Raw genomic sequence first — 18,602 nt, forward strand, 5'->3', positions numbered from 1 at the left:
ATGGAGTCTACTTAGATGCGTTTGAATGCCCTTCCCTGTTTTATATTATCCATTGCAGCGTTATTACCGATAACCAGTCAAGCACACCCCCATTCTTGGATAAGTATGAAAACCTACATTGAGGGAAATAGCACTCAAATTACAGGGTTTAAAATGGTATGGACATTTGATGCCATGACCACCGCCTATATGCTTGATGGTGAGAATATGTCGGCAGCACACAAAGAACAAACATTAAAAGACACCGCGCAATCTGTGATGGAAAACATGAAAAACGCGCACTATTTTACCTATTTTTATGATAATGAAACCCCCATTAAATACCATATTCCTGCCGGTGGTGAATTGGTTAAACCTCGCGCCAAAGCCACACTGACCTTTGAATTACCACTAGCAAAACCTAAAACTATCACTAAAGATTCGTTAAAATTATTGATCTTTGAACCAAGCTATTATGTTGATATGTCATGGGATAATAAAAGTGACATTATCTTGTCACCCGAATTAGCAAAAACATGTCGTTTTACATTAGTTGAGCCAAATCCAACACCAGAACAAGTTACTTTTGCGATGTCGATTCCAGCAGATGCCGATCCTGATAATCAATTAGGGCAAGTGTTTACACAATCAGTAAAACTACACTGCGATATCAACACCACGACGCCTTCCACCAAATAGTCTTAATTTAGGATCTACCCCATGAAATCCGGCAATCATTTACCTTTAGAGGCTGATAATCCCCCATCAATATCATCTTGCTCTCATCACCAACATTCCCATGGACAAGCAGAGACGCGCGCTACACCGATCTCATGGGTAATACGAATGAGTGTTCTAATGTTATTTATAGCGAGTGGCTATGTTTTATGGCAACAATGGCCAACAATGCTAATGGAAAGTATTAAATGGCAACGCGATATTAATGGTCAATTAAGTGATTTACTTTATGATGCGCAACAAAATATCACCGCCGCTTATTCATTGGTTGGCTTGAGTTTTCTGTACGGTATTTTTCATTCACTAGGCCCCGGTCATGGCAAGATGATTGTCACCACTTATCTCGCTACTAACCCTGCAAAAATAAAAGCCAGTTTAATCATGACCGTGGTTTCGGCTTTTGTACAAGCCGTTGTTGCTATTACACTCGTTAGCATTCTGTTGGTGTTTTTCAAATCATCAATGCGACAAGTAAACGATGCGGCTGATCAATTTATTAGCTACAGCTTTATGGCAATGTTATTACTTGGGGTGATTGTTATTTACCGTAGCTTAAAGCAAGTATGGCAACTTAGAACGGCACCGCTGCACCACCATGATCATGGCGATAATTGTGGTTGTGGTCATAAACATTTCGCGAATGCTGATGAAATCAATCAGGCTACCAGTTTACGAGAATATATCGTCATCATATTCAGTATTGGTATCCGTCCCTGCACTGGCGCTATTTTAGTATTGTTATTTGCCAATATGGTTGGACTGTATTGGCTAGGTGTTATAAGCGCAATACTAATGGCTATAGGGACAGCGCTGACTACATCAGCCATCGCATTACTGACCTTATCCGGTAAAAAAATCGTGAGTCGCTATTTAGCTACAAATGATCGCCAACGGACAATGACCAGTATTATTCTAAAATTATTCGGTGGCGTATTGTTGGTGTTGTTAGGCTTACTACTGCTTAACGGTCACAGCTATGGTATGTCGCCCGTCTTATAATCAAAATATAACTAACAAGAGCGACTAGCTTGATCTAGAAAATAAAAAGGTTGAGTGGTGATCACTTTCAATAAGAAAGAAATAACGACACACTCAACCTTTTTTATTGACTCACATTCGGTTGATTTAATCACTCAATATCAATCAACACTAACACCTTGGCGTCGATATTCACGTAGAATTTGCTGCTCTGCGATGGTCGATAGAATAAACATCATCACATAACCGAAGCCTAGCGCAACGATAATCGCCACCACATTAGCAGTAAATAATGCTAACAAATAATAGCTGATAACTAAGGTTACAATGCCACTTAATCGAATCATTAAACTCAGTGTAAATTTACCGTGGGCTTTGATATATGCTAACTGATAAGCATTGAGCATCATAAAAATAAAGAAAATAGAGAAATGAAATAATACAATCTCTGCGCCTTTATATTGTGCAGGGAAAATAAACTCAATAATATCTTTGCCCCCAATAAGCATAACCAAGAAAAAACTCACACTCACAATGACAGCTAATCGATATATCCAACGGCGGATAGCACGTATTTGAGCATGTTCACCTTTACGTACACTTTGCGATAACTCTGGCAATACAAACCGATAAATAGGAAATACAAATAGCATTGTCATATAGGTAAAGATCGGCCGAACGACCACTTGGAAATCACCTAATTCATCTAAACTAAAATGAGTAATCGTTAGCAAAACCGCCGCGTAAATCATTAAAATACTGGCTCCAGCTTCTAAAGATGCCGTAAAACTTTTACGAACATAATTACGCATATTCGGATCCAGCTGCACCGTGGTTAGCGGTTTGGTCGCTATTTGTTTTCTGCGCTTCCAATACATAAAATGCGCCACAATCAATGAGGACGCCATAACGCTATAAAAAAGAGAAGCTAATGCGGTAAAATGAAACACGTAATAACAGCAGACAAAGGTGATAACATTTGATGTCGGTTCAATCCATGTCACTTTATTTGAGACGTCATATAAACGGTACATGGCGATTAAATTGGTAAAGTATATTTTTAACCCCATACCAAAAATAACACCGACCATTTCAAAATAGCCGACATTGATATGCAATTCATGCTTTATATAGGGTAAAACTAATCCCCATGTAATAAGTACAACAATAATTAAACTAAAGCGGAATATATTTATAATGTCATGATCATTATGCGTCTGGCTGTAGGTAACAACCATTGATGATCGAAAGCCTGTCATTAAAATCAATGATAACGATACAATATCAATAACACTATTAAATAGCGCTAAATCATCTTTTGCTACCCACTGTGCCAGCCAAACTTTAAACAAAAAGCCAATCGAAATACTGGCTAATGTTGCCCAAATACCCGCAACAAATGCTTTTTTTAATCGTGTTAATGTATCAACATCGTCAACTAAAGGAATGGCTTGCGATTCTTTCATGCGTAATAACTATAAATAAACATATAGATATGATACTGGATTTTCTGTATGAGATCTCAAACGAATAGCAGATTTAATCATTTACAACTAAAAATCGGTATTATCATTTATTTGATAATGCTTTTTTTCGTAAATTAAAGCATAAATCACTTCAAATTCAGCACAGTAACGATCTAAATGATGTAACAAATATTGAAGATTAGTATTTAATCCATGGTTAATACAATAACGTATTGTTTTCTCTGTGCTTTTTATTTTAAATCGAGCGATAACTAGCCGACACTTTAATTGCTGTTGTGGTAATAATAAACAACCAATTAATGACGCCATTTTAAATCCAAAAATAATATAATTAAAATATCATTCCATATTCTAACAATTTTCATAGGATGGTTAATAATTTAAAATGAAATCAAATTTTTTAGAAATCTCTACGTAAAACAAAAAATGTATCAAAACGAAGACCGTTAACATGCCGCTTATAGTGCTAATTTCCCAGAAAAAACTGTGGTATTAAAAAGTAAAGTCACGGTATCACCACAAACTTGTTTTGTTTGTATTAATGAGCAACAGCAAGTTGTCGGTCATCTTATTAGTCATCCTTACCACAAAGGTTCGAACCTAAATCACACCCAATACCCCCTGTAACTAAGAGTATTCAGCTGCATTTACATGATTTAGCCCTTGATCCAACGGCACAAGAGAAAGGGCTACTAAGATTATTATCTCAACCATTTATTTACTGTTCTTACGACGACGACTTATCAATCGATCTCATTAATTTCAGTACAAAACTCTGCTTATATAACGGTAATGCGATTACGACCATTCTTTTTTGAATGATAAACTGCGTCATCAATATTTTTAAATACTGCATCAATTTTATCATTTTTTGGTGAAAATGACGTTAAGCCAATGGATACTGTAATATGAATAACCTGACTGTTATATAAAAAAGAATGTTGATTAACAGCCCTTAGAATTCGATAACATACATCCTCCGCATGAATTCGGCTCGTTTTATCCATAAATAAAATAAACTCTTCACCTCCCCAACGAGCGAATATATCACTAGTGCGAATATTATTTGAACAAATTCCAGCAAAAACTCTTAATATTTCATCACCAGCATCATGTCCATAGGTATCATTAACTATTTTAAAATGATCAATATCTAAAAAAGCAATACTATGAATAGAGGTAACATTAGAAAAAAATACCTTTTTCATTATCTTATTCATATATCTACGGTTATAAATACTTGTTAATTCATCCGTAATAGCCTCGTGCTTCAATATATAATTAGTATCATTAATATAAATATTAGTTAACAAAAGGTAACGTTCACGCTTATATATATATAAGAAAAAAGCAATCACTATTAAATATAATAACACATGAATCACAAAATAATTTTTAGGGTCATATTTTTTATTTTGTATAGAAAACAACCACTTACCATTAGGTACGGGAACTGTAAAAACGTTTATCGTTCCCGCTGTTTTATCAACGATGTTATCAAATATGGTTGATATCTTACCATCAGGATTAAATCCTTGTATTTTATATGCTAATTTTTTCAATGGTAGCTTATTACTGATATTTTCAAAATCACTAATAGCAATAACAAAACCGATAAATTCTGATTGTTTATTAAAAAGAGGCAACCTTAAAATAAAAGATAAATGATCATTTTGAATGAGTTTAACTGGACCTATCAAGGTAAGTGATTGATTATCAATAGACAACAATACACCTTTATGCCTGCCTTTTAATCGATTTAAATCGTGCCCGATCGCAGAATTTTCCTTTGAATAAGGATATGTAAATTGAATGACGCCTTGTGGTGCAAACTGTAATTCAGAGACACTATTATTTGTTGCCATAACTTCTTTTGCTAATTTATCAAAATCTTTAGCGCTAGCATTATAATCATTTGATTTCAATAACAAATTAAACGTTTTCAAACTAATTATCATATTATTAATTTCATTATTGATAATTTTTGATACGCCTTGTTCTAAAACTAAATCATTTTTCTTATTCAATAATTCAAATTGTTTTTTTTCATTTAAAAAAAACATTTCCAGTGCTATTAGCGTCAATAATAAGGATACAATTATTGCTAAACTTGATGGTGTGATTTTTAACTTCATTATCAATACTTCAGGGTGCATTAAAAACAGGATGAACTCATCACATACTATTAATTTATGTTTATAACTACATATATATGCTCTTATCATGTATATTATATACAATTTTATGAATATAAAATATAGTTAAAACGCATACTTCATCACAGATTAAGTATATATTTTCAATCAAAAAAAAACAGAAGTCCTAACAAGATGGTAGCCTTTATTAAAATAAAAAGATTAAACCAACATTATAATTGATCAATATTTAGCCTTTAATTGTTTCATAACGTTCATTTAATTCATGTTTCCGCACTAATTATATAATTTACAAATAATTTAATTGACCTATTGGATACATACCTTTAATATTCAGCCATTAAGCGGATATCGTATAATGGTATTACATTAGCTTCCCAAGCTAATGACACGGGTTCGATTCCCGTTATCCGCTCCAATACATTTCTTAATGTAAATATCATATTGTTACTAAAATCAAGTATTCCAACCTTAGGATCGCCTTCTGGTATTTTAGCAAAAAAAAACGATATCAAACTATTGATATCGCTTCTACAATTACAATAATAATTAATGTATGCTCAAACCATTCTTATGATTTATTCCACGATTGAACAAACCCTTCGGCAGAAATCTTAAAGTGTAAATCTGATTTTTGATTATAGATATTGATGAAAATTTTATGGATATTAACAGTTTCGGTATATTTAAATTGTGTAATGAGAAAAGCTAGACCTTTATTGGTTGTTGGCGTATACACCCAATAATTTTTACTGTCTTCCGTCCTACGACAAATCTTATCCATCTCTATTTTTTGACCATTAATCGTCATTAACACCGTCTTATCAAACCCATTTTTATTGCATTGACTTAAAAATCGCTCAAAACCATTATTGTTATACTTTGCCTTATAAAGCGAAAAAAATACTTTTTGTTGCCCCTGCTGTTCATCAATCAATGACGATAAAACATAGTGCCCATCGATTCCTGAAGAATTCCATTCTGATGCATTCACATGAACAGGTAACATTGTGGCACAAGCCCAAGCAAGCCAAAAAAATTTACTCATATTATTCCTTTAACATCAATAAAATAAACAATCCCTGCACGGTATTGTTTTATCCAAACTTAAATTTTATGGCATCACTATCTAGAAAACATATCAATATAATAACGACAAATTTAATAATGAAAATTTTTAATAAAAACGAATAAAGGCTGATCACAAATAAAATTTCAATCTACTTTTACAGTGCATTTTTTTGCGATTGATATCATAAATAGCACTAAAATTAATCTATAAAAATGATTTTTTAATACCATAAGATAATCACGAAAATGATTGGTTCTAAAATGGCTTGTTACTACACATGTCTACATCGTAATCTGTATATATAAAAATGCTCGTACTGTATCAGTACGAGCATTCACAATAATCACTTATAAACCAGTCCACATCGCAGCGCCAGCAGCCCAAACTTCAACATAGGCAGCATTACATCGAAATTTTAAGTAACCCCGATTATTATCTTTTTGATAATTAACATAGACCCAACCACGATTATCTTTAGATTTATTATCTAAACTATTATCTGACATCGCTGTAACTTTATAATTAGTTTTAACCACAATCCGTTGTTGACACATTTCAATATCTTGAACAGTGGGAGGCTGAAGGGTTTCAGTAGTAATATCACAGCCAGCTAATAATAATAATGCTGTAACAAAAGTGTATTTTTTCATTGGCTACTTACGTTGTTTATCATCAAGATTGTCGCTAATGAGAGACCGAACGCAAGTACGCGTTTAAGCCCTGTTAGCTTGTTTGCGCGGGATTCTATAGATAAATCAAAAAAATGATAGTACTAATTTATTTATTTAAACAAATTTTTGAGCACTATCACTAATTAATATTAAATATTGCCCACACATAAAAATAGTAAAAATGCTGTATCTATATAAATAATATTTACAGCATTTTAATAACAAATAAAATACGCTAATTAATTACAATTGTTGTCGATTTTCATTTAACCAGTTAAACCATGCATCCATCCCTTCACCGGTTTTTGCCGACAGCTTAATAACTTGAATGGTGGGATTTACTTTACGTGCATTCGCAATACAATCTTCTATATTGACATCAACATAAGGCAATAGATCAATTTTATTAATGATCATTAAATCTGCTGCGGCAAACATATTGGGATATTTAAGCGGTTTATCCTCGCCTTCTGTTACTGATAAAATAGCAACTTTAGCGGCTTCACCTAAATCAAAACTTGCAGGACAAACTAAATTACCCACATTTTCAATAAACAAAAACCCTGGCTCATTAATCGCTAGCTGATGGTAAGCATCATGGATCATCTGCGCATCAAGATGACAACCTTTGCCTGTATTAACTTGAATCGCAGGCACAGTTGTCGCACGAATACGATCAGCATCATTACTGGTTTGTTGATCACCTTCGATCACAGCACAAACACACTGATCTTTTAATGTCATTAAGGTTTCAGTTAACAACGTTGTTTTACCTGAACCGGGGCTTGAGACTAAATTAAGCACTAATTGACGATTTTCAATAAAATGTTCACGATTATGTACGGCCAGTTGATTATTATTACCTAAAATATCCATTTCTAATGTTAATAATTGTCGCTGTGATACACCTGCAACATGCACTTCTGCTTCACCTTTACCATAATGCAAGTCACCCGTTTCTAGACGCTCGGGTTGGTGCTGTTCATGCTGGTGATTATCTGCATGATGATGGCTGTGATCATGTGAATGTGGTACGTGCTCATAATCATGTCCATCGGTTGCTTGCTCGGGCATAGTTCCCGCAGGCAAAGTGTAATGAACATGATGATGAACATCACCTTGATGGTGATAATGGTGATGGATCACAATCGATTGTGGCATATCTATAGCTGAATGATCATTGTGCTGATGTGGATGTTCATGTTTATCTTCGTGAGAATGGTGTTCGTGAGAGTGGCCTTCAATTTGACTATCGCCACAACCGCATACATTGCACATATTATTCAACCTCGATATTTTTAATCATTAATTCTTCTCCAGTTTCAACTTTAAGCTGATAACCGTGACAACGTGGGCAACTCACACCACGCTCAGGAATTTCTACATGTTGCAAACAATCTAAACACCACACTCGGGCTGCAATCGATTCAATATTCAATTTAGCATCTTCAGCAATGGTGCCACGGCTAGCAAATTCGAACCCCGTAGCTAATGCCTGAGGTTCGATACACGACAAAGTGCCAATGGATAATGTCACACTTATGACACGTTTAAATCCCTGCTTTCTAGCTTGTTCAACTACGGTATCAACTGTATTTATACTCAGTGATAATTCATGCATGGTTACAATTCCTGTAATTCGATGGCCGCATCTCTATGATGATGAAGTGCATACCACAATTGCCCAGCAGCTATTGAAGCATCATTTGAAGGCAATTTTTCACCACAATATAGCGGTTGGGATTGACCAGAAAATTGCTGGTAAATATGATCGACTAACACACGATTTTGAAACACACCGCCACCTAATACAACAGCATGATGGGGATGTTGTTTCGCAATAGTGACAATCATTTCAGCTATTGCCATAAATACACTACGCGCCAAGCGGTTGATCCATGTTTGACGTTGATCATGACTTATTCCATGAATAAGCGGCAATACAGACGCAAGCAAAGGCTGCCAATCAATAATGCCATCAGCCGTGATCTGAAATGATAAAGGAATATGATCAATATCTTGTGTAGCAGCTTGTTCTAACAGCAACCCACATTGACCTTCATAATTAACCTTATCCACCAGCCCTAATAAACAAGCCCAAGCATCAATAAATCGTCCCATTGACGAGGTATAAGGTGAACGGCTGCCGCTTTGCCATAATTGATACAAGTTACTAAAATGCGTCTCACTCCATGTTGAAAAAGCACCTAATTGCATCGCTTTAATATCATCAAGTTCATAGCACTCCAGTAACATCGCCAATAATAATCGTGCAGGCTCTTTTATTGCTTGCTCTCCACCAATAAGACGGAAACAGCGTAAATGACCAATGCGTTGATAAGTCTGACATGATGCTAATAGCACCTCACCACCCCATACCGAATTATCATCCCCCCAACCTGTACCATCAAAGGTAAAACCAATCACAGGCTTAGTGAGATTATGTTCAGCCATTACTGCTAAAATATGCGCATGATGATGTTGTACTTGAAGTAAATTTAATGACGTTTGAGACGCTGAAATCAATTGTTTAGCATAAGCCGTTGAATAGTAACTAGGGTGCTTATCACACACAAGTTGTGGTGCTGTAACTTGATATAACCCTTGAAGATCAACAATGGTTTGTTGATAACGCTGCTCTGTATCAAGGTTATTAAGATCACCAATATAAGGTGACAATACCCATTGTTGAGGTAGAGCTAAAGCGATCGTGGATTTTTGTTGCGCACCTAATGCTAACGTTATTGTCTCAGATTTTTTACCAAATTGACTATAAGGTGCATAGCCTCGAGCCATACGTAACGTTCGAATTTTACCACCTGCATAATGAACTACACTGTCATCACAGGCATGAACAATCGGACGATTATGGTCAAGTACACTATCGATCACACCTAAAAATTGCTGCTCAACTTGCTTAATATCCGTTGCAATGGGCATACCTGACACATTAGCACTAGTCATGACTAACACCGCGGTGGCATTAATGTCAGCCAATGCGGTAAACAATAAATAATGCAAGGGTGTATAAGGCAACATAACCCCTAAATAAGGCACATTTGGGGCAACATTCGTAGCAATATTTACAGCGTTAATATCATTTAAAGATATTGATTGAGATTTATGCATTAATACGATTGGACGAGCTTGAGAATCCAATGCTTGCCACTCAATAGGATCACCTATAACCCATTGTTGTGCAGTCTTAATATCAGCGACCATCACAGCCAATGGCTTTTGCTGACGATGTTTAATGTGACGTAATTTTGCAACAGCTTGAGTATTAGAGCCATCACAAACAAGATGAAATCCACCTAACCCTTTAATCGCAACTACAGCACCAGCTTGGAGACGTTTTGCTAATTGATTAATAGCGGCTTGTTGTGTTAATTCAATATCTGATGTTGCGTTGTCTTTATAATCAATAAATCGTGTCCACGGCCCACAAACAGCACAACTTATTGGCTGAGCATGATAACGACGATCAAGCGGATTCACATACGCTTGCTGACAATCACTACATAATACAAAACCTTGCATACTAGTGGTTGCTCTGTCGTAGGGCAAAGCACGAGTAATGCTATAACGAGGACCACAGTGAGTACAGTTGGTAAAAGGATAGTGATAGTAACGCGAGGCAGGGTTAGCAATGTCTTGTTTACAAGCATTACAAAGCCCTTGATCGGGAGAAACACAGACCGTGGTGCTATCACAGTGCTGACTTTTCTCGATACTGAATAGTGCGGGTTTTTCAGCGGCTAACCACAACGGTAATAGTGTTACCGTCATTTGATCAATACGACTTAAAGGCGGTGCTTGTTGTTGAAGATCAATAATAAATTGCTTAAGGTTTTCAGTCTCACCTTGAGCCTCTATTTTAACCCCTTCCGAATCATTAATTACCCACCCAACCAACGCATATTGCAGCGCTAATTGGTAAACAAAGGGGCGGAAACCGACCCCTTGTACAATGCCGGTAATATGAATATATTGTCGTGCAAAGTTGTCTTTCACTACGATTTTCCAGCTAAATTACGACAGCATTAAAATGCCACCAAAGGCTGCCATAACAACACCAACTACACGCATTACACGTTGGTTTACAGCAGAATTCATAACTAATTTACCTAATGCAATACCAGACACATGTAAGATTGCAGTTGCGACAACAAAACCACTAAAATATTCTAGCGCTTGTGCGTCAAGTGGCATTTCCATACCGTGAGCCATGCCATGAAATAGTGCAAATGCCATAACTAAGCCCGTTGCCACTTTCTCTGACATACGACCACCAGCCAATAACATCGCGCCCATACCAAGCACTGATAAAGCAATACCCATTTCAACACCAGGCAATACCATACCAGCAACACCTAATGCACCACCAACAACCATAATCCCAATGAATGCCATTGGTAAACGAGATACAGCTTTACCACCAATCAACGCAGCCAATAAGCCAACACCAATCATTACAGATAAGTGATCAAGACCTGTAAATGGGTGTACAAAACCCGTCATAAAGCCAGTAGCTGAATGAGGACCAATGTGACCAGGATGCGCTAAAGCGAGTGGTGAAAAAAGAGTAAGCGCACCAGTAATAACATGTTTAAATTTCATTTATTTTTGTCCTTAGTGTAATAGAATGAAAACCCGACGTTGCGGGAGATTTATTATAAACAAGCACGACTATTTCGTACTTATTTATTTTAAATAATTAATTGTTATTAAATCATCCCGATAATACGTTCAGGGTGAGTATATGCATCTGCGCGACCATTACGACAATGGCCTAATAACGTTAGGTTAAGTTTTTCAGCCAGATCAACCGCCATTTTAGTTGCAGATGAAATAGCTAACAACACTTCAACCCCTGCTGCTGCCGCTTTTTGAACCATCTCAAAACTAGCACGACTCGTGACTAATACTGCGCCACCTGTTAACTGTCGTTGATGAATACACCCTACCAATTTATCAAGCGCAATGTGACGACCTACATCTTCAAAAATTGCAGCCACTTGACCTTGTTGGTCGATATATACCGCCGCATGTGCTGATCCAGTTAATTGGTTCAGTTGTTGTTTGCGTAATAATTGTTGTAATACGGGATCAAGGTAACTTAAATCAAACTGCACCGATGATGGTACAGGGTCTAATGCTCGACACACGGTTTCTAGTTTTTCTTCACCGCAAATACCACACCCAGTTAGCCCAGCTAATGAACGACGTTTTTGCTGCAAACGCACAATACAACGATTAGCAACCGTGAGATTAATATTAATGCCATCACAGGTTGGTGTCATTTCAATATCATGAATATCACGATGATGATCAATGATCCCTTCTGATAACGAAAAACCAATCGCAAATTGTTCTAAATCATTTGGCGTACACATCATTACGGTGTAAGCAACACCATTAAAAGCAATGGCAACCGGCGTTTCTTCAATGATGAAATCAAGTTCACAGCAATCATTTTTGCCTTTACGGTAACGTACAATAGAACGTTCGCTTGCATTACAAAACATCGATTCCGGTAACGCTTCAAAGGTGTTCAATATCTTTATCCTTTACTTATCGATTACGATATTTATTGTTTTATTTATAGTATTTAGCTAATCAAACGATAATCTTGACTATTCAAACCCATTTTTTTCATACGTGATAATAATGTGGTTCGCTTTAATCCCAGTTGATTTGCGACACCATTAAGCCCAGCGATAACACCATGGCAGTTTATCAATGCATCGATAATCATTTGTTTATCAATTATCACTGCTGTCGGCTTTACATTGATTGATGGCACAACCTCTGCCGCAGTACTATCAATTGCAGTATTGGTTAACATTACAGGTAAAGAAATTAATTCTTGGGTGGGTACATTTAGTACATGACCACGGGTTAAAATCACCGAACGTTCAATGATATTCCGTAATTCACGCACATTACCTGGCCACGAGAATTGCTGCATGATAGCCATATCTTCCACCGCAATCGACGTAATAGTTTTCCCCATTTTTTTTGCTAATTCACGAGTAAAATGTTTTACCAATAATGGAATATCTTCAGCCCGTTCACGTAACGGTGGTATTTCAATTGGAAAAACATTTAGACGATAATACAAATCATTTCTAAATCGTTTCTGTTGCACCATTTGTAATAAATTAACATTCGTCGCCACAATAATACGTACATCAATACTAATGAGCTGATTCTTACCTACGCGTTCAATTTCATTTTCTTGTAAAACACGCAATAATTTAGGCTGTAGCTCCAATGGCATATCACCAATTTCATCAAGAAATAGCGTACCTTTATCTGCTTGTTCAAACCGACCTACGCGTTGTGTTATGGCACCAGTGAATGCGCCACGCTCATGACCGAACAATTCACTTTCAAACAAGCCACTTGGAATAGCGGCACAGTTCATCTTGACCATATTCGTTTTACTGCGATGACTCATTTTATGAATCGCGCGAGCAATTAATTCCTTACCCGTACCTGATTCACCTAAAATCAATACCGTACTATCATAACTGGCTACTAATGCAACTTGCTCCAATACCTTATTCATCACTTCACTTTGACTAATAATGTCATCAAAAATGGCAGGTTCATCATAGCAATCTTCAACACTAATAAATTTAGTCAGCGTTCGATGAGGCGTCGTAGATTGATGTACTTTAATACTGTGTATCGCCAATGCAACTCGTGCTGATATTTGTTTAAATAATTCAATCTCACTGGATTGAAATTGTGTTTCTATTGTTCTGACATAACAAATATAACCCGTCGTTATACCCCGAAATATCATTGGGATTATAGACGCACTTTTCGCCTGTGATGAAAAATAAGGACTATTCTCATTCTTACTTATTTTATAAATATCCGCGGAAGTCAAAATAACCACTTGATTATTTTCAACTACATTTCTAATCATACTATCATCAGTGAAGAAATGGCATTGATAGTCCATTTCCCCATCAACATCACTACCCGAATATTGATTATAGTGCCCATCTTGAGACTGTATAATCGATAGTTCATTCATTCCAAATCGTTGATATAAAAAACGTAATAACGAACTAATCAGCTCTTGTTTTGAACTCTGATTAATAACGGCATTAGTCACATCAACTATAAACTGAAAATCCTGATGTTCATGACTTAATTGTTGTGTTAACGATGAAGCAACTTGATGCCCAAGCATATGTTCGATCATTGCAGCAATCATATTATTGAACAACTTAAATTATTTTTCTACATCATCATGATTAGGTAAACGAAGATTAATATATTCAATCACACCTAATTGTTGATTTGCTATTAGTAGCGGTATTTTACAATAAGTTTGAATATTAGTGTATGCAGGATGAAGATATAATTGAGGGAAAGTACGATAAAATTCTTCGCCATTAATATAATGACTGTATTCATGTGATACGACATGATGAAAATTTAAAATATCTCCTGAATAATCATGATGTTGAAATTCCTTATCTGCATTTTGATAATATAGAATTGATTGTGCATTTATATCATCTTTTAGAATAATATTAACACGATCAGCATCGATAAATAATAATCTTTCATTATTTAGAAAATTTATAACACCTGATATATCATTTATCGTCAATAATGCCTTAGAAAAGATCATTAAATCACTTTCAAAATTTCCCATGCTAATATTAACTCTTACTGATAATATGGCTCGAATAGCGAATAAGAATCCAAGCATTTGTTATACAATTCTCAATCATTTTAATAACCAAGTATTGATCCATATCAATCAATAATTATTAACAATAGTATCTTTAAAATAAAACTGGTAATAATGCAACATTTTGAACTGATAAATAAATTAAAATACTTATTTTATCAAATAAAAAAATAAGGCTCCAAAATAAAAATAATCAATCTTTTATCTTGGAAACCTTATTTTCATTTATGATGTTATATATTGTATATAAAACGCAACAGGTTTTATTTAAACAATATATTTACGCATTTTTAACATGGTTTTTTAAGCGTGCTTTCAAATTACTGTACTCAGTTTGTACATAATTTTCAGCCCACGGTTGATCATCAATATTTTCTACTTTAACAGCACAATATTTAAATTCAGGCGTACCTGAAATAGGATCAACATGTTCAATGGTTAATTCATTACATGCACCAATCCACCATTGGTATGTCATGTATACAACACCTTTGTTCACACGCTCATTGTAGTTAGCACGAGAGATAACTTTACCACGGCGAGAAGAAACCCACACTAATTGTTGATCATCGATCCCCAATGCTTTGGCATCATCTGGATGCATTTGCACATAACCAGGTTCATCCGCCAATGTTTGTAATGCAGAACAGTTACCTGTCATTGAACGACAAGAGTAGTGACCTACTTCACGTACAGTTGACAATACTAACGGATAATCAGCATCAGGTTGTTCTAGCGGTGGACGCCAATCAGAACCAATAAAGATCCCTTTACCTGAAGGTGTTGTAAACTTATTACCTTCAAATAAGTATGAGGTTCCTGGATGATCTTCTGTTGGACAAGGCCATTGCACAGATTTCAGATCAGCCATTTTCTCATACGTTACGCCAGCATAATCAGGACATAATGCACGTAATTCATTCCAGATCTCTTCGGTATTGTTATACGACATAGGGTAACCCATGTACGTTGCTAACAAACTAAAGATTTCCCAGTCTGGCTTCACATTACCCGTAGGGATCACGGCTTTATAGAAGCGTTGGAAACCACGGTCAGCACTGCTGTAAACACCTTCATGTTCGCCCCAACTTGTAGCTGGGAAGATAACATCAGCAAATTCAGCGGTTTGAGTCATGAAGATATCTTGTACGATAACAAGATCCATCTTGCGCATAGTATCGCGCATTACGGATAGATCAGCTTCAGTTTGTGCTGGATCTTCACCAAAGATATAGAAAGCTTTACAAACACCTTCGTTTACCTTGTGACCTAATTCAGTTAAGCGGTAACCCGGCTTACCTGAAAGCTCAACACCCCATGCTTTTTCAAACTTTTCACGGTTTGCATCAATATTTACATCTTGATAACCAGGGAATTGGTGCGGCAACATACCCATATCACAGGTACCTTGAACGTTGTTTTGACCACGAACCGGACCACAACCCACACCAGGACGACCAAAGTTACCCGTTAGCAATGCAAGACCTGCTAAACCACGAACAACATCAACTGCTTGACCATACTGAGTAACACCCATACCCCATAGAATCATCGCTTCAGGTGCCGCAGCATAAGTACGCGCAGCAAGGCGAATATCGGCAGCTTTAAGACCTGTTACTTCTTCTACTGTTTCGGGTGTGTAACGTGAAGCAATTTCACGGAACTCAGCAAAACCTTCAGTATTATTTTCAACGAAAGATTTATCGTATAAGTTTTCTTCAATAATCACATTCGCTAACGCATTAACGAGTGCCATGTTTGAACCGTTCTTCAACGCTAACCACTGATCAGCAACACGCGCAGATTCGATCTTACGTGGGTCACATACAATAATTTTAGCGCCATTTGCACGGGCTTTAAGAATATGTCTTGCTACAACTGGATGAGAATCAGCCGCGTTGTAACCGAAAATGAGTAAGCATTTAGTAAGTTGAATTTCGGGAATAGCGTTACTCATTGCGCCATTACCTACTGTTGTCTCCAGACCGGAGACTGATGGTGCGTGTCACACCCTAGCACAGTGGTCAACATTGTTGGTTCCGATCACCGCCCTTGCGAGTTTTTGCATCACATAGTTGGCTTCGTTACCCGGACCGCGGGCTGAACCTGTTGTCATTATCGCATCTGGACCATACTGCTTTTTAATTGCCATTAGCTTATCGCCGGCAAATTGAATAGCTTCGTCCCAAGACACGGCTTCTAATGCTGATTCACGTGTACGGCGAATCATTGGTTGCTTCAAGCGAGGCGTTAATAAGTTGGTATCGTTGAGGAAATCCCAACCATAGTAGCCTTTCAAACAAAGTTGGCCTTCATTGGTACGACCCATTGCTGGTTCTGCTGCCACGACTTTGTTATTTTCGACAACCAACTTTAGTTTGCACCCAGTACCGCAGTAGGGACAAACAACAATTGATTTTTTCATTCTAACCTTTTGGCTATAATTGTTATTAATATGTATTCTAAACTAAAAGTTTATAACACTAACGAATAATCGCTACAGCGGCATTAAGCGCAGCTGCTTCACGTTTTTGTTTGCTTGTTTCAATCAACGTTTCAGCTTCAATAATCTGAATAGCATTAGTAGGACAAACTTCTACACATGCAGGACCCGCTTCACGATGAGAACACAAGTCACATTTTAATGCTTGAGACTTAGGCACCATGCGCTTAAATAGCGATGCACCTTTTGATTCTTCAACCATCTTAGTCACGACATTCATTGCACCGTAAGGGCAAGCAATGACACAGGTCTTACACCCGATACAGCGAGACTGAATTACTTTTACATAACCATCTTCTAAAACGATGGCGTTATTAGGGCAAACCTGCGCACAAGGTGCATCATCACATTGACGGCACATTACGGGGGTTGTCACATGCACATTTTTTACCAACGTTAACCGTGGTGAAAAATCTGCTGGAGCAATCCCTGTTAGTTTGCCATCAGCTTGGTGAGAAACAACACAAGCAATTTCACAGGTTCGACACCCAATACACAGATTTGGATCTGCAAAAACAAACCGGTTCATGGTCTATACCTTGTTAATGTCGATACATCACAGCATAGCGTTACGCTGTAATGCTTTATAAGCATTTATTGTACCAATAAATATCTATCATCATAATTTTTTTTAACTAAATGAAATATAATCAAAAAAAAAGAAAGTGCGAGCACTGTCACGCTTTCTTTTTTTAGAGTGTCGATAATCAGTTTCTACGAGTCAATTACATCGACAGTTTTCGTCAATAATATCGACACATCATCGACACTTATGATGGTTAGAACTTAACAATGTTCAAAGCCACCAGAGCCTTGCCATTCAGGTAGCCGCTGATAAATAGTGGCAACCGCTGCTTGCACCATCTCAGTTAATGGAAATGAAAACGCCACAATCGCGGGCTGGATACCCACAAAAACGACCTCAGGCACAAAGGTTTTTAAATCATCAATTAAGAAATTGAGCGGTAAGCTATGGGTCGAAACCACATACATATCGACAATAGTTTCTGGATCAATAATTCTAATTTCACCCGCTTGTTCACCAATATCTGCCGCATCCACGACAATCACTCGTTGTGGCTGTGCTTTACGAATAAGATGTAAACAATCTTCTGGCATCGAACCGCCTTCCAGCACACTCCAACCTGATATCGGATTATCTTTGATCATCTTCGCTAATAATGGCCCTGCACCATCGTCACCCATCATGCTATTACCCACGGTAAGCACAATATTACTAACCGATAGATCAACATCATCATTAGAAACACTTTCACCCATCATAGTTGACAAATTCA

General features: G+C 36.7%; 17 protein-coding genes and 1 tRNA gene. 3 read left to right on the top strand and 15 right to left on the bottom strand.

Annotated features, from left to right (window positions below; all coding sequences use genetic code 11):
* Positions 1 to 15: 15 nt before the first annotated feature.
* Positions 16 to 678 carry a DUF1007 family protein gene (locus tag GLP24_RS01500; RefSeq protein WP_269154928.1) on the top strand — a complete coding sequence of 221 codons (663 nt, stop codon included), beginning with the start codon at positions 16 to 18 and terminating at the stop codon, positions 676 to 678.
* Positions 679 to 699: 21 nt separating this feature from the next.
* Complete coding sequence (locus GLP24_RS01505) at positions 700 to 1,716, top strand: nickel/cobalt transporter (protein ID WP_407951487.1); 1,017 nt, start codon at positions 700 to 702, stop codon at positions 1,714 to 1,716.
* A gap of 140 nt (positions 1,717 to 1,856) precedes the next feature.
* Here GLP24_RS01505 and GLP24_RS01510 read toward each other — a convergent pair whose 3' ends face one another.
* The 3 genes from GLP24_RS01510 to GLP24_RS01520 form a co-directional block, all read right to left on the bottom strand.
* The gene (locus GLP24_RS01510) at positions 1,857 to 3,161 is read right to left on the bottom strand and encodes a lipopolysaccharide biosynthesis protein (RefSeq protein ID WP_232615423.1); all 1,305 of its coding nucleotides are present in this window, start codon (positions 3,159 to 3,161) and stop codon (positions 1,857 to 1,859) included.
* A gap of 87 nt (positions 3,162 to 3,248) precedes the next feature.
* A complete protein-coding gene (locus GLP24_RS01515) occupies positions 3,249 to 3,491 on the bottom strand; it encodes a hypothetical protein (protein WP_101768815.1) in 243 nt (80 codons plus the stop codon).
* Between the two features lie 470 nt (positions 3,492 to 3,961).
* The gene (locus GLP24_RS01520) at positions 3,962 to 5,317 is read right to left on the bottom strand and encodes a sensor domain-containing diguanylate cyclase (RefSeq protein WP_232615424.1); all 1,356 of its coding nucleotides are present in this window, start codon (positions 5,315 to 5,317) and stop codon (positions 3,962 to 3,964) included.
* Between the two features lie 365 nt (positions 5,318 to 5,682).
* On the opposite strand from GLP24_RS01520, the gene GLP24_RS01525 reads away from it, so the two are divergent.
* A tRNA-Gly gene (locus tag GLP24_RS01525) sits at positions 5,683 to 5,756 on the top strand.
* 153 nt (positions 5,757 to 5,909) lie between these two features.
* Here GLP24_RS01525 and GLP24_RS01530 read toward each other — a convergent pair.
* The 12 genes from GLP24_RS01530 to hycI form a co-directional block, all read right to left on the bottom strand.
* On the bottom strand, positions 5,910 to 6,386 hold the full coding sequence (locus GLP24_RS01530; RefSeq protein ID WP_101768817.1) for a hypothetical protein: 477 nt from the start codon (positions 6,384 to 6,386) through the stop codon (positions 5,910 to 5,912).
* Positions 6,387 to 6,757: 371 nt separating this feature from the next.
* Positions 6,758 to 7,060: a hypothetical protein gene (locus GLP24_RS01535; protein ID WP_101768818.1), complete on the bottom strand. Its 303-nt coding sequence runs from the start codon at positions 7,058 to 7,060 to the stop codon at positions 6,758 to 6,760.
* Between the two features lie 264 nt (positions 7,061 to 7,324).
* Entirely contained in the window at positions 7,325 to 8,359 is a 1,035-nt protein-coding gene (gene hypB / locus GLP24_RS01540; RefSeq protein WP_221943181.1) for a hydrogenase nickel incorporation protein HypB, read from the bottom strand.
* A gap of 1 nt (position 8,360) precedes the next feature.
* On the bottom strand, positions 8,361 to 8,702 hold the full coding sequence (hypA, locus tag GLP24_RS01545) for a hydrogenase maturation nickel metallochaperone HypA (RefSeq protein ID WP_101768820.1): 342 nt from the start codon (positions 8,700 to 8,702) through the stop codon (positions 8,361 to 8,363).
* 2 nt (positions 8,703 to 8,704) lie between these two features.
* Positions 8,705 to 11,095: a carbamoyltransferase HypF gene (gene hypF / locus GLP24_RS01550; protein WP_232615425.1), complete on the bottom strand. Its 2,391-nt coding sequence runs from the start codon at positions 11,093 to 11,095 to the stop codon at positions 8,705 to 8,707.
* Between the two features lie 18 nt (positions 11,096 to 11,113).
* Positions 11,114 to 11,701: a HupE/UreJ family protein gene (locus GLP24_RS01555; protein WP_101768822.1), complete on the bottom strand. Its 588-nt coding sequence runs from the start codon at positions 11,699 to 11,701 to the stop codon at positions 11,114 to 11,116.
* A gap of 107 nt (positions 11,702 to 11,808) precedes the next feature.
* Positions 11,809 to 12,609 carry a formate dehydrogenase accessory sulfurtransferase FdhD gene (gene fdhD, locus GLP24_RS01560; RefSeq protein ID WP_101768885.1) on the bottom strand — a complete coding sequence of 267 codons (801 nt, stop codon included), beginning with the start codon at positions 12,607 to 12,609 and terminating at the stop codon, positions 11,809 to 11,811.
* An 83-nt stretch (positions 12,610 to 12,692) separates the two neighbouring features.
* The gene (locus GLP24_RS01565) at positions 12,693 to 14,303 is read right to left on the bottom strand and encodes a sigma-54 interaction domain-containing protein (RefSeq protein ID WP_331254151.1); all 1,611 of its coding nucleotides are present in this window, start codon (positions 14,301 to 14,303) and stop codon (positions 12,693 to 12,695) included.
* A gap of 30 nt (positions 14,304 to 14,333) precedes the next feature.
* Complete coding sequence (locus GLP24_RS19915; protein ID WP_331254152.1) at positions 14,334 to 14,762, bottom strand: hypothetical protein; 429 nt, start codon at positions 14,760 to 14,762, stop codon at positions 14,334 to 14,336.
* Between the two features lie 319 nt (positions 14,763 to 15,081).
* Positions 15,082 to 17,226 carry a formate dehydrogenase subunit alpha gene (gene fdhF / locus GLP24_RS01570; protein WP_101768824.1) on the bottom strand — a complete coding sequence of 715 codons (2,145 nt, stop codon included), beginning with the start codon at positions 17,224 to 17,226 and terminating at the stop codon, positions 15,082 to 15,084.
* Positions 17,227 to 17,284: 58 nt separating this feature from the next.
* Positions 17,285 to 17,833 (bottom strand): 4Fe-4S dicluster domain-containing protein, encoded by a 549-nt coding sequence (locus tag GLP24_RS01575; RefSeq protein ID WP_152653274.1) that lies wholly within the window; start codon positions 17,831 to 17,833, stop codon positions 17,285 to 17,287.
* Positions 17,834 to 18,090: 257 nt separating this feature from the next.
* Positions 18,091 to 18,585 carry a hydrogenase maturation peptidase HycI gene (gene hycI, locus GLP24_RS01580; RefSeq protein WP_101768886.1) on the bottom strand — a complete coding sequence of 165 codons (495 nt, stop codon included), beginning with the start codon at positions 18,583 to 18,585 and terminating at the stop codon, positions 18,091 to 18,093.
* Positions 18,586 to 18,602 lie beyond the last annotated feature (17 nt).

The organism is Photobacterium carnosum, assembly GCF_021236965.1.
Lineage (GTDB): Bacteria > Pseudomonadota > Gammaproteobacteria > Enterobacterales > Vibrionaceae > Photobacterium > Photobacterium carnosum.

What these genes read in the sequence shown, in the direction of transcription:
- GLP24_RS01500 (WP_269154928.1), top strand. Translation starts at nt 16, where the DNA reads ATGCGTTTGAATGCCCTTCCCTGTTTTATATTATCCATTGCAGCGTTA.
- GLP24_RS01505 (WP_407951487.1), top strand. Translation starts at nt 700, where the DNA reads ATGAAATCCGGCAATCATTTACCTTTAGAGGCTGATAATCCCCCATCA.
- GLP24_RS01510 (WP_232615423.1), bottom strand. Translation starts at nt 3,161, where the DNA reads ATGAAAGAATCGCAAGCCATTCCTTTAGTTGACGATGTTGATACATTA.
- GLP24_RS01515 (WP_101768815.1), bottom strand. Translation starts at nt 3,491, where the DNA reads ATGGCGTCATTAATTGGTTGTTTATTATTACCACAACAGCAATTAAAG.
- GLP24_RS01520 (WP_232615424.1), bottom strand. Translation starts at nt 5,317, where the DNA reads ATGAAGTTAAAAATCACACCATCAAGTTTAGCAATAATTGTATCCTTA.
- GLP24_RS01530 (WP_101768817.1), bottom strand. Translation starts at nt 6,386, where the DNA reads ATGAGTAAATTTTTTTGGCTTGCTTGGGCTTGTGCCACAATGTTACCT.
- GLP24_RS01535 (WP_101768818.1), bottom strand. Translation starts at nt 7,060, where the DNA reads ATGAAAAAATACACTTTTGTTACAGCATTATTATTATTAGCTGGCTGT.
- hypB (WP_221943181.1), bottom strand. Translation starts at nt 8,359, where the DNA reads ATGTGCAATGTATGCGGTTGTGGCGATAGTCAAATTGAAGGCCACTCT.
- hypA (WP_101768820.1), bottom strand. Translation starts at nt 8,702, where the DNA reads ATGCATGAATTATCACTGAGTATAAATACAGTTGATACCGTAGTTGAA.
- GLP24_RS01555 (WP_101768822.1), bottom strand. Translation starts at nt 11,701, where the DNA reads ATGAAATTTAAACATGTTATTACTGGTGCGCTTACTCTTTTTTCACCA.
- fdhD (WP_101768885.1), bottom strand. Translation starts at nt 12,609, where the DNA reads ATGTTTTGTAATGCAAGCGAACGTTCTATTGTACGTTACCGTAAAGGC.
- GLP24_RS01565 (WP_331254151.1), bottom strand. Translation starts at nt 14,303, where the DNA reads ATGATCGAACATATGCTTGGGCATCAAGTTGCTTCATCGTTAACACAA.
- GLP24_RS19915 (WP_331254152.1), bottom strand. Translation starts at nt 14,762, where the DNA reads ATGGGAAATTTTGAAAGTGATTTAATGATCTTTTCTAAGGCATTATTG.
- GLP24_RS01575 (WP_152653274.1), bottom strand. Translation starts at nt 17,833, where the DNA reads ATGAACCGGTTTGTTTTTGCAGATCCAAATCTGTGTATTGGGTGTCGA.
- hycI (WP_101768886.1), bottom strand. Translation starts at nt 18,585, where the DNA reads ATGGGTGAAAGTGTTTCTAATGATGATGTTGATCTATCGGTTAGTAAT.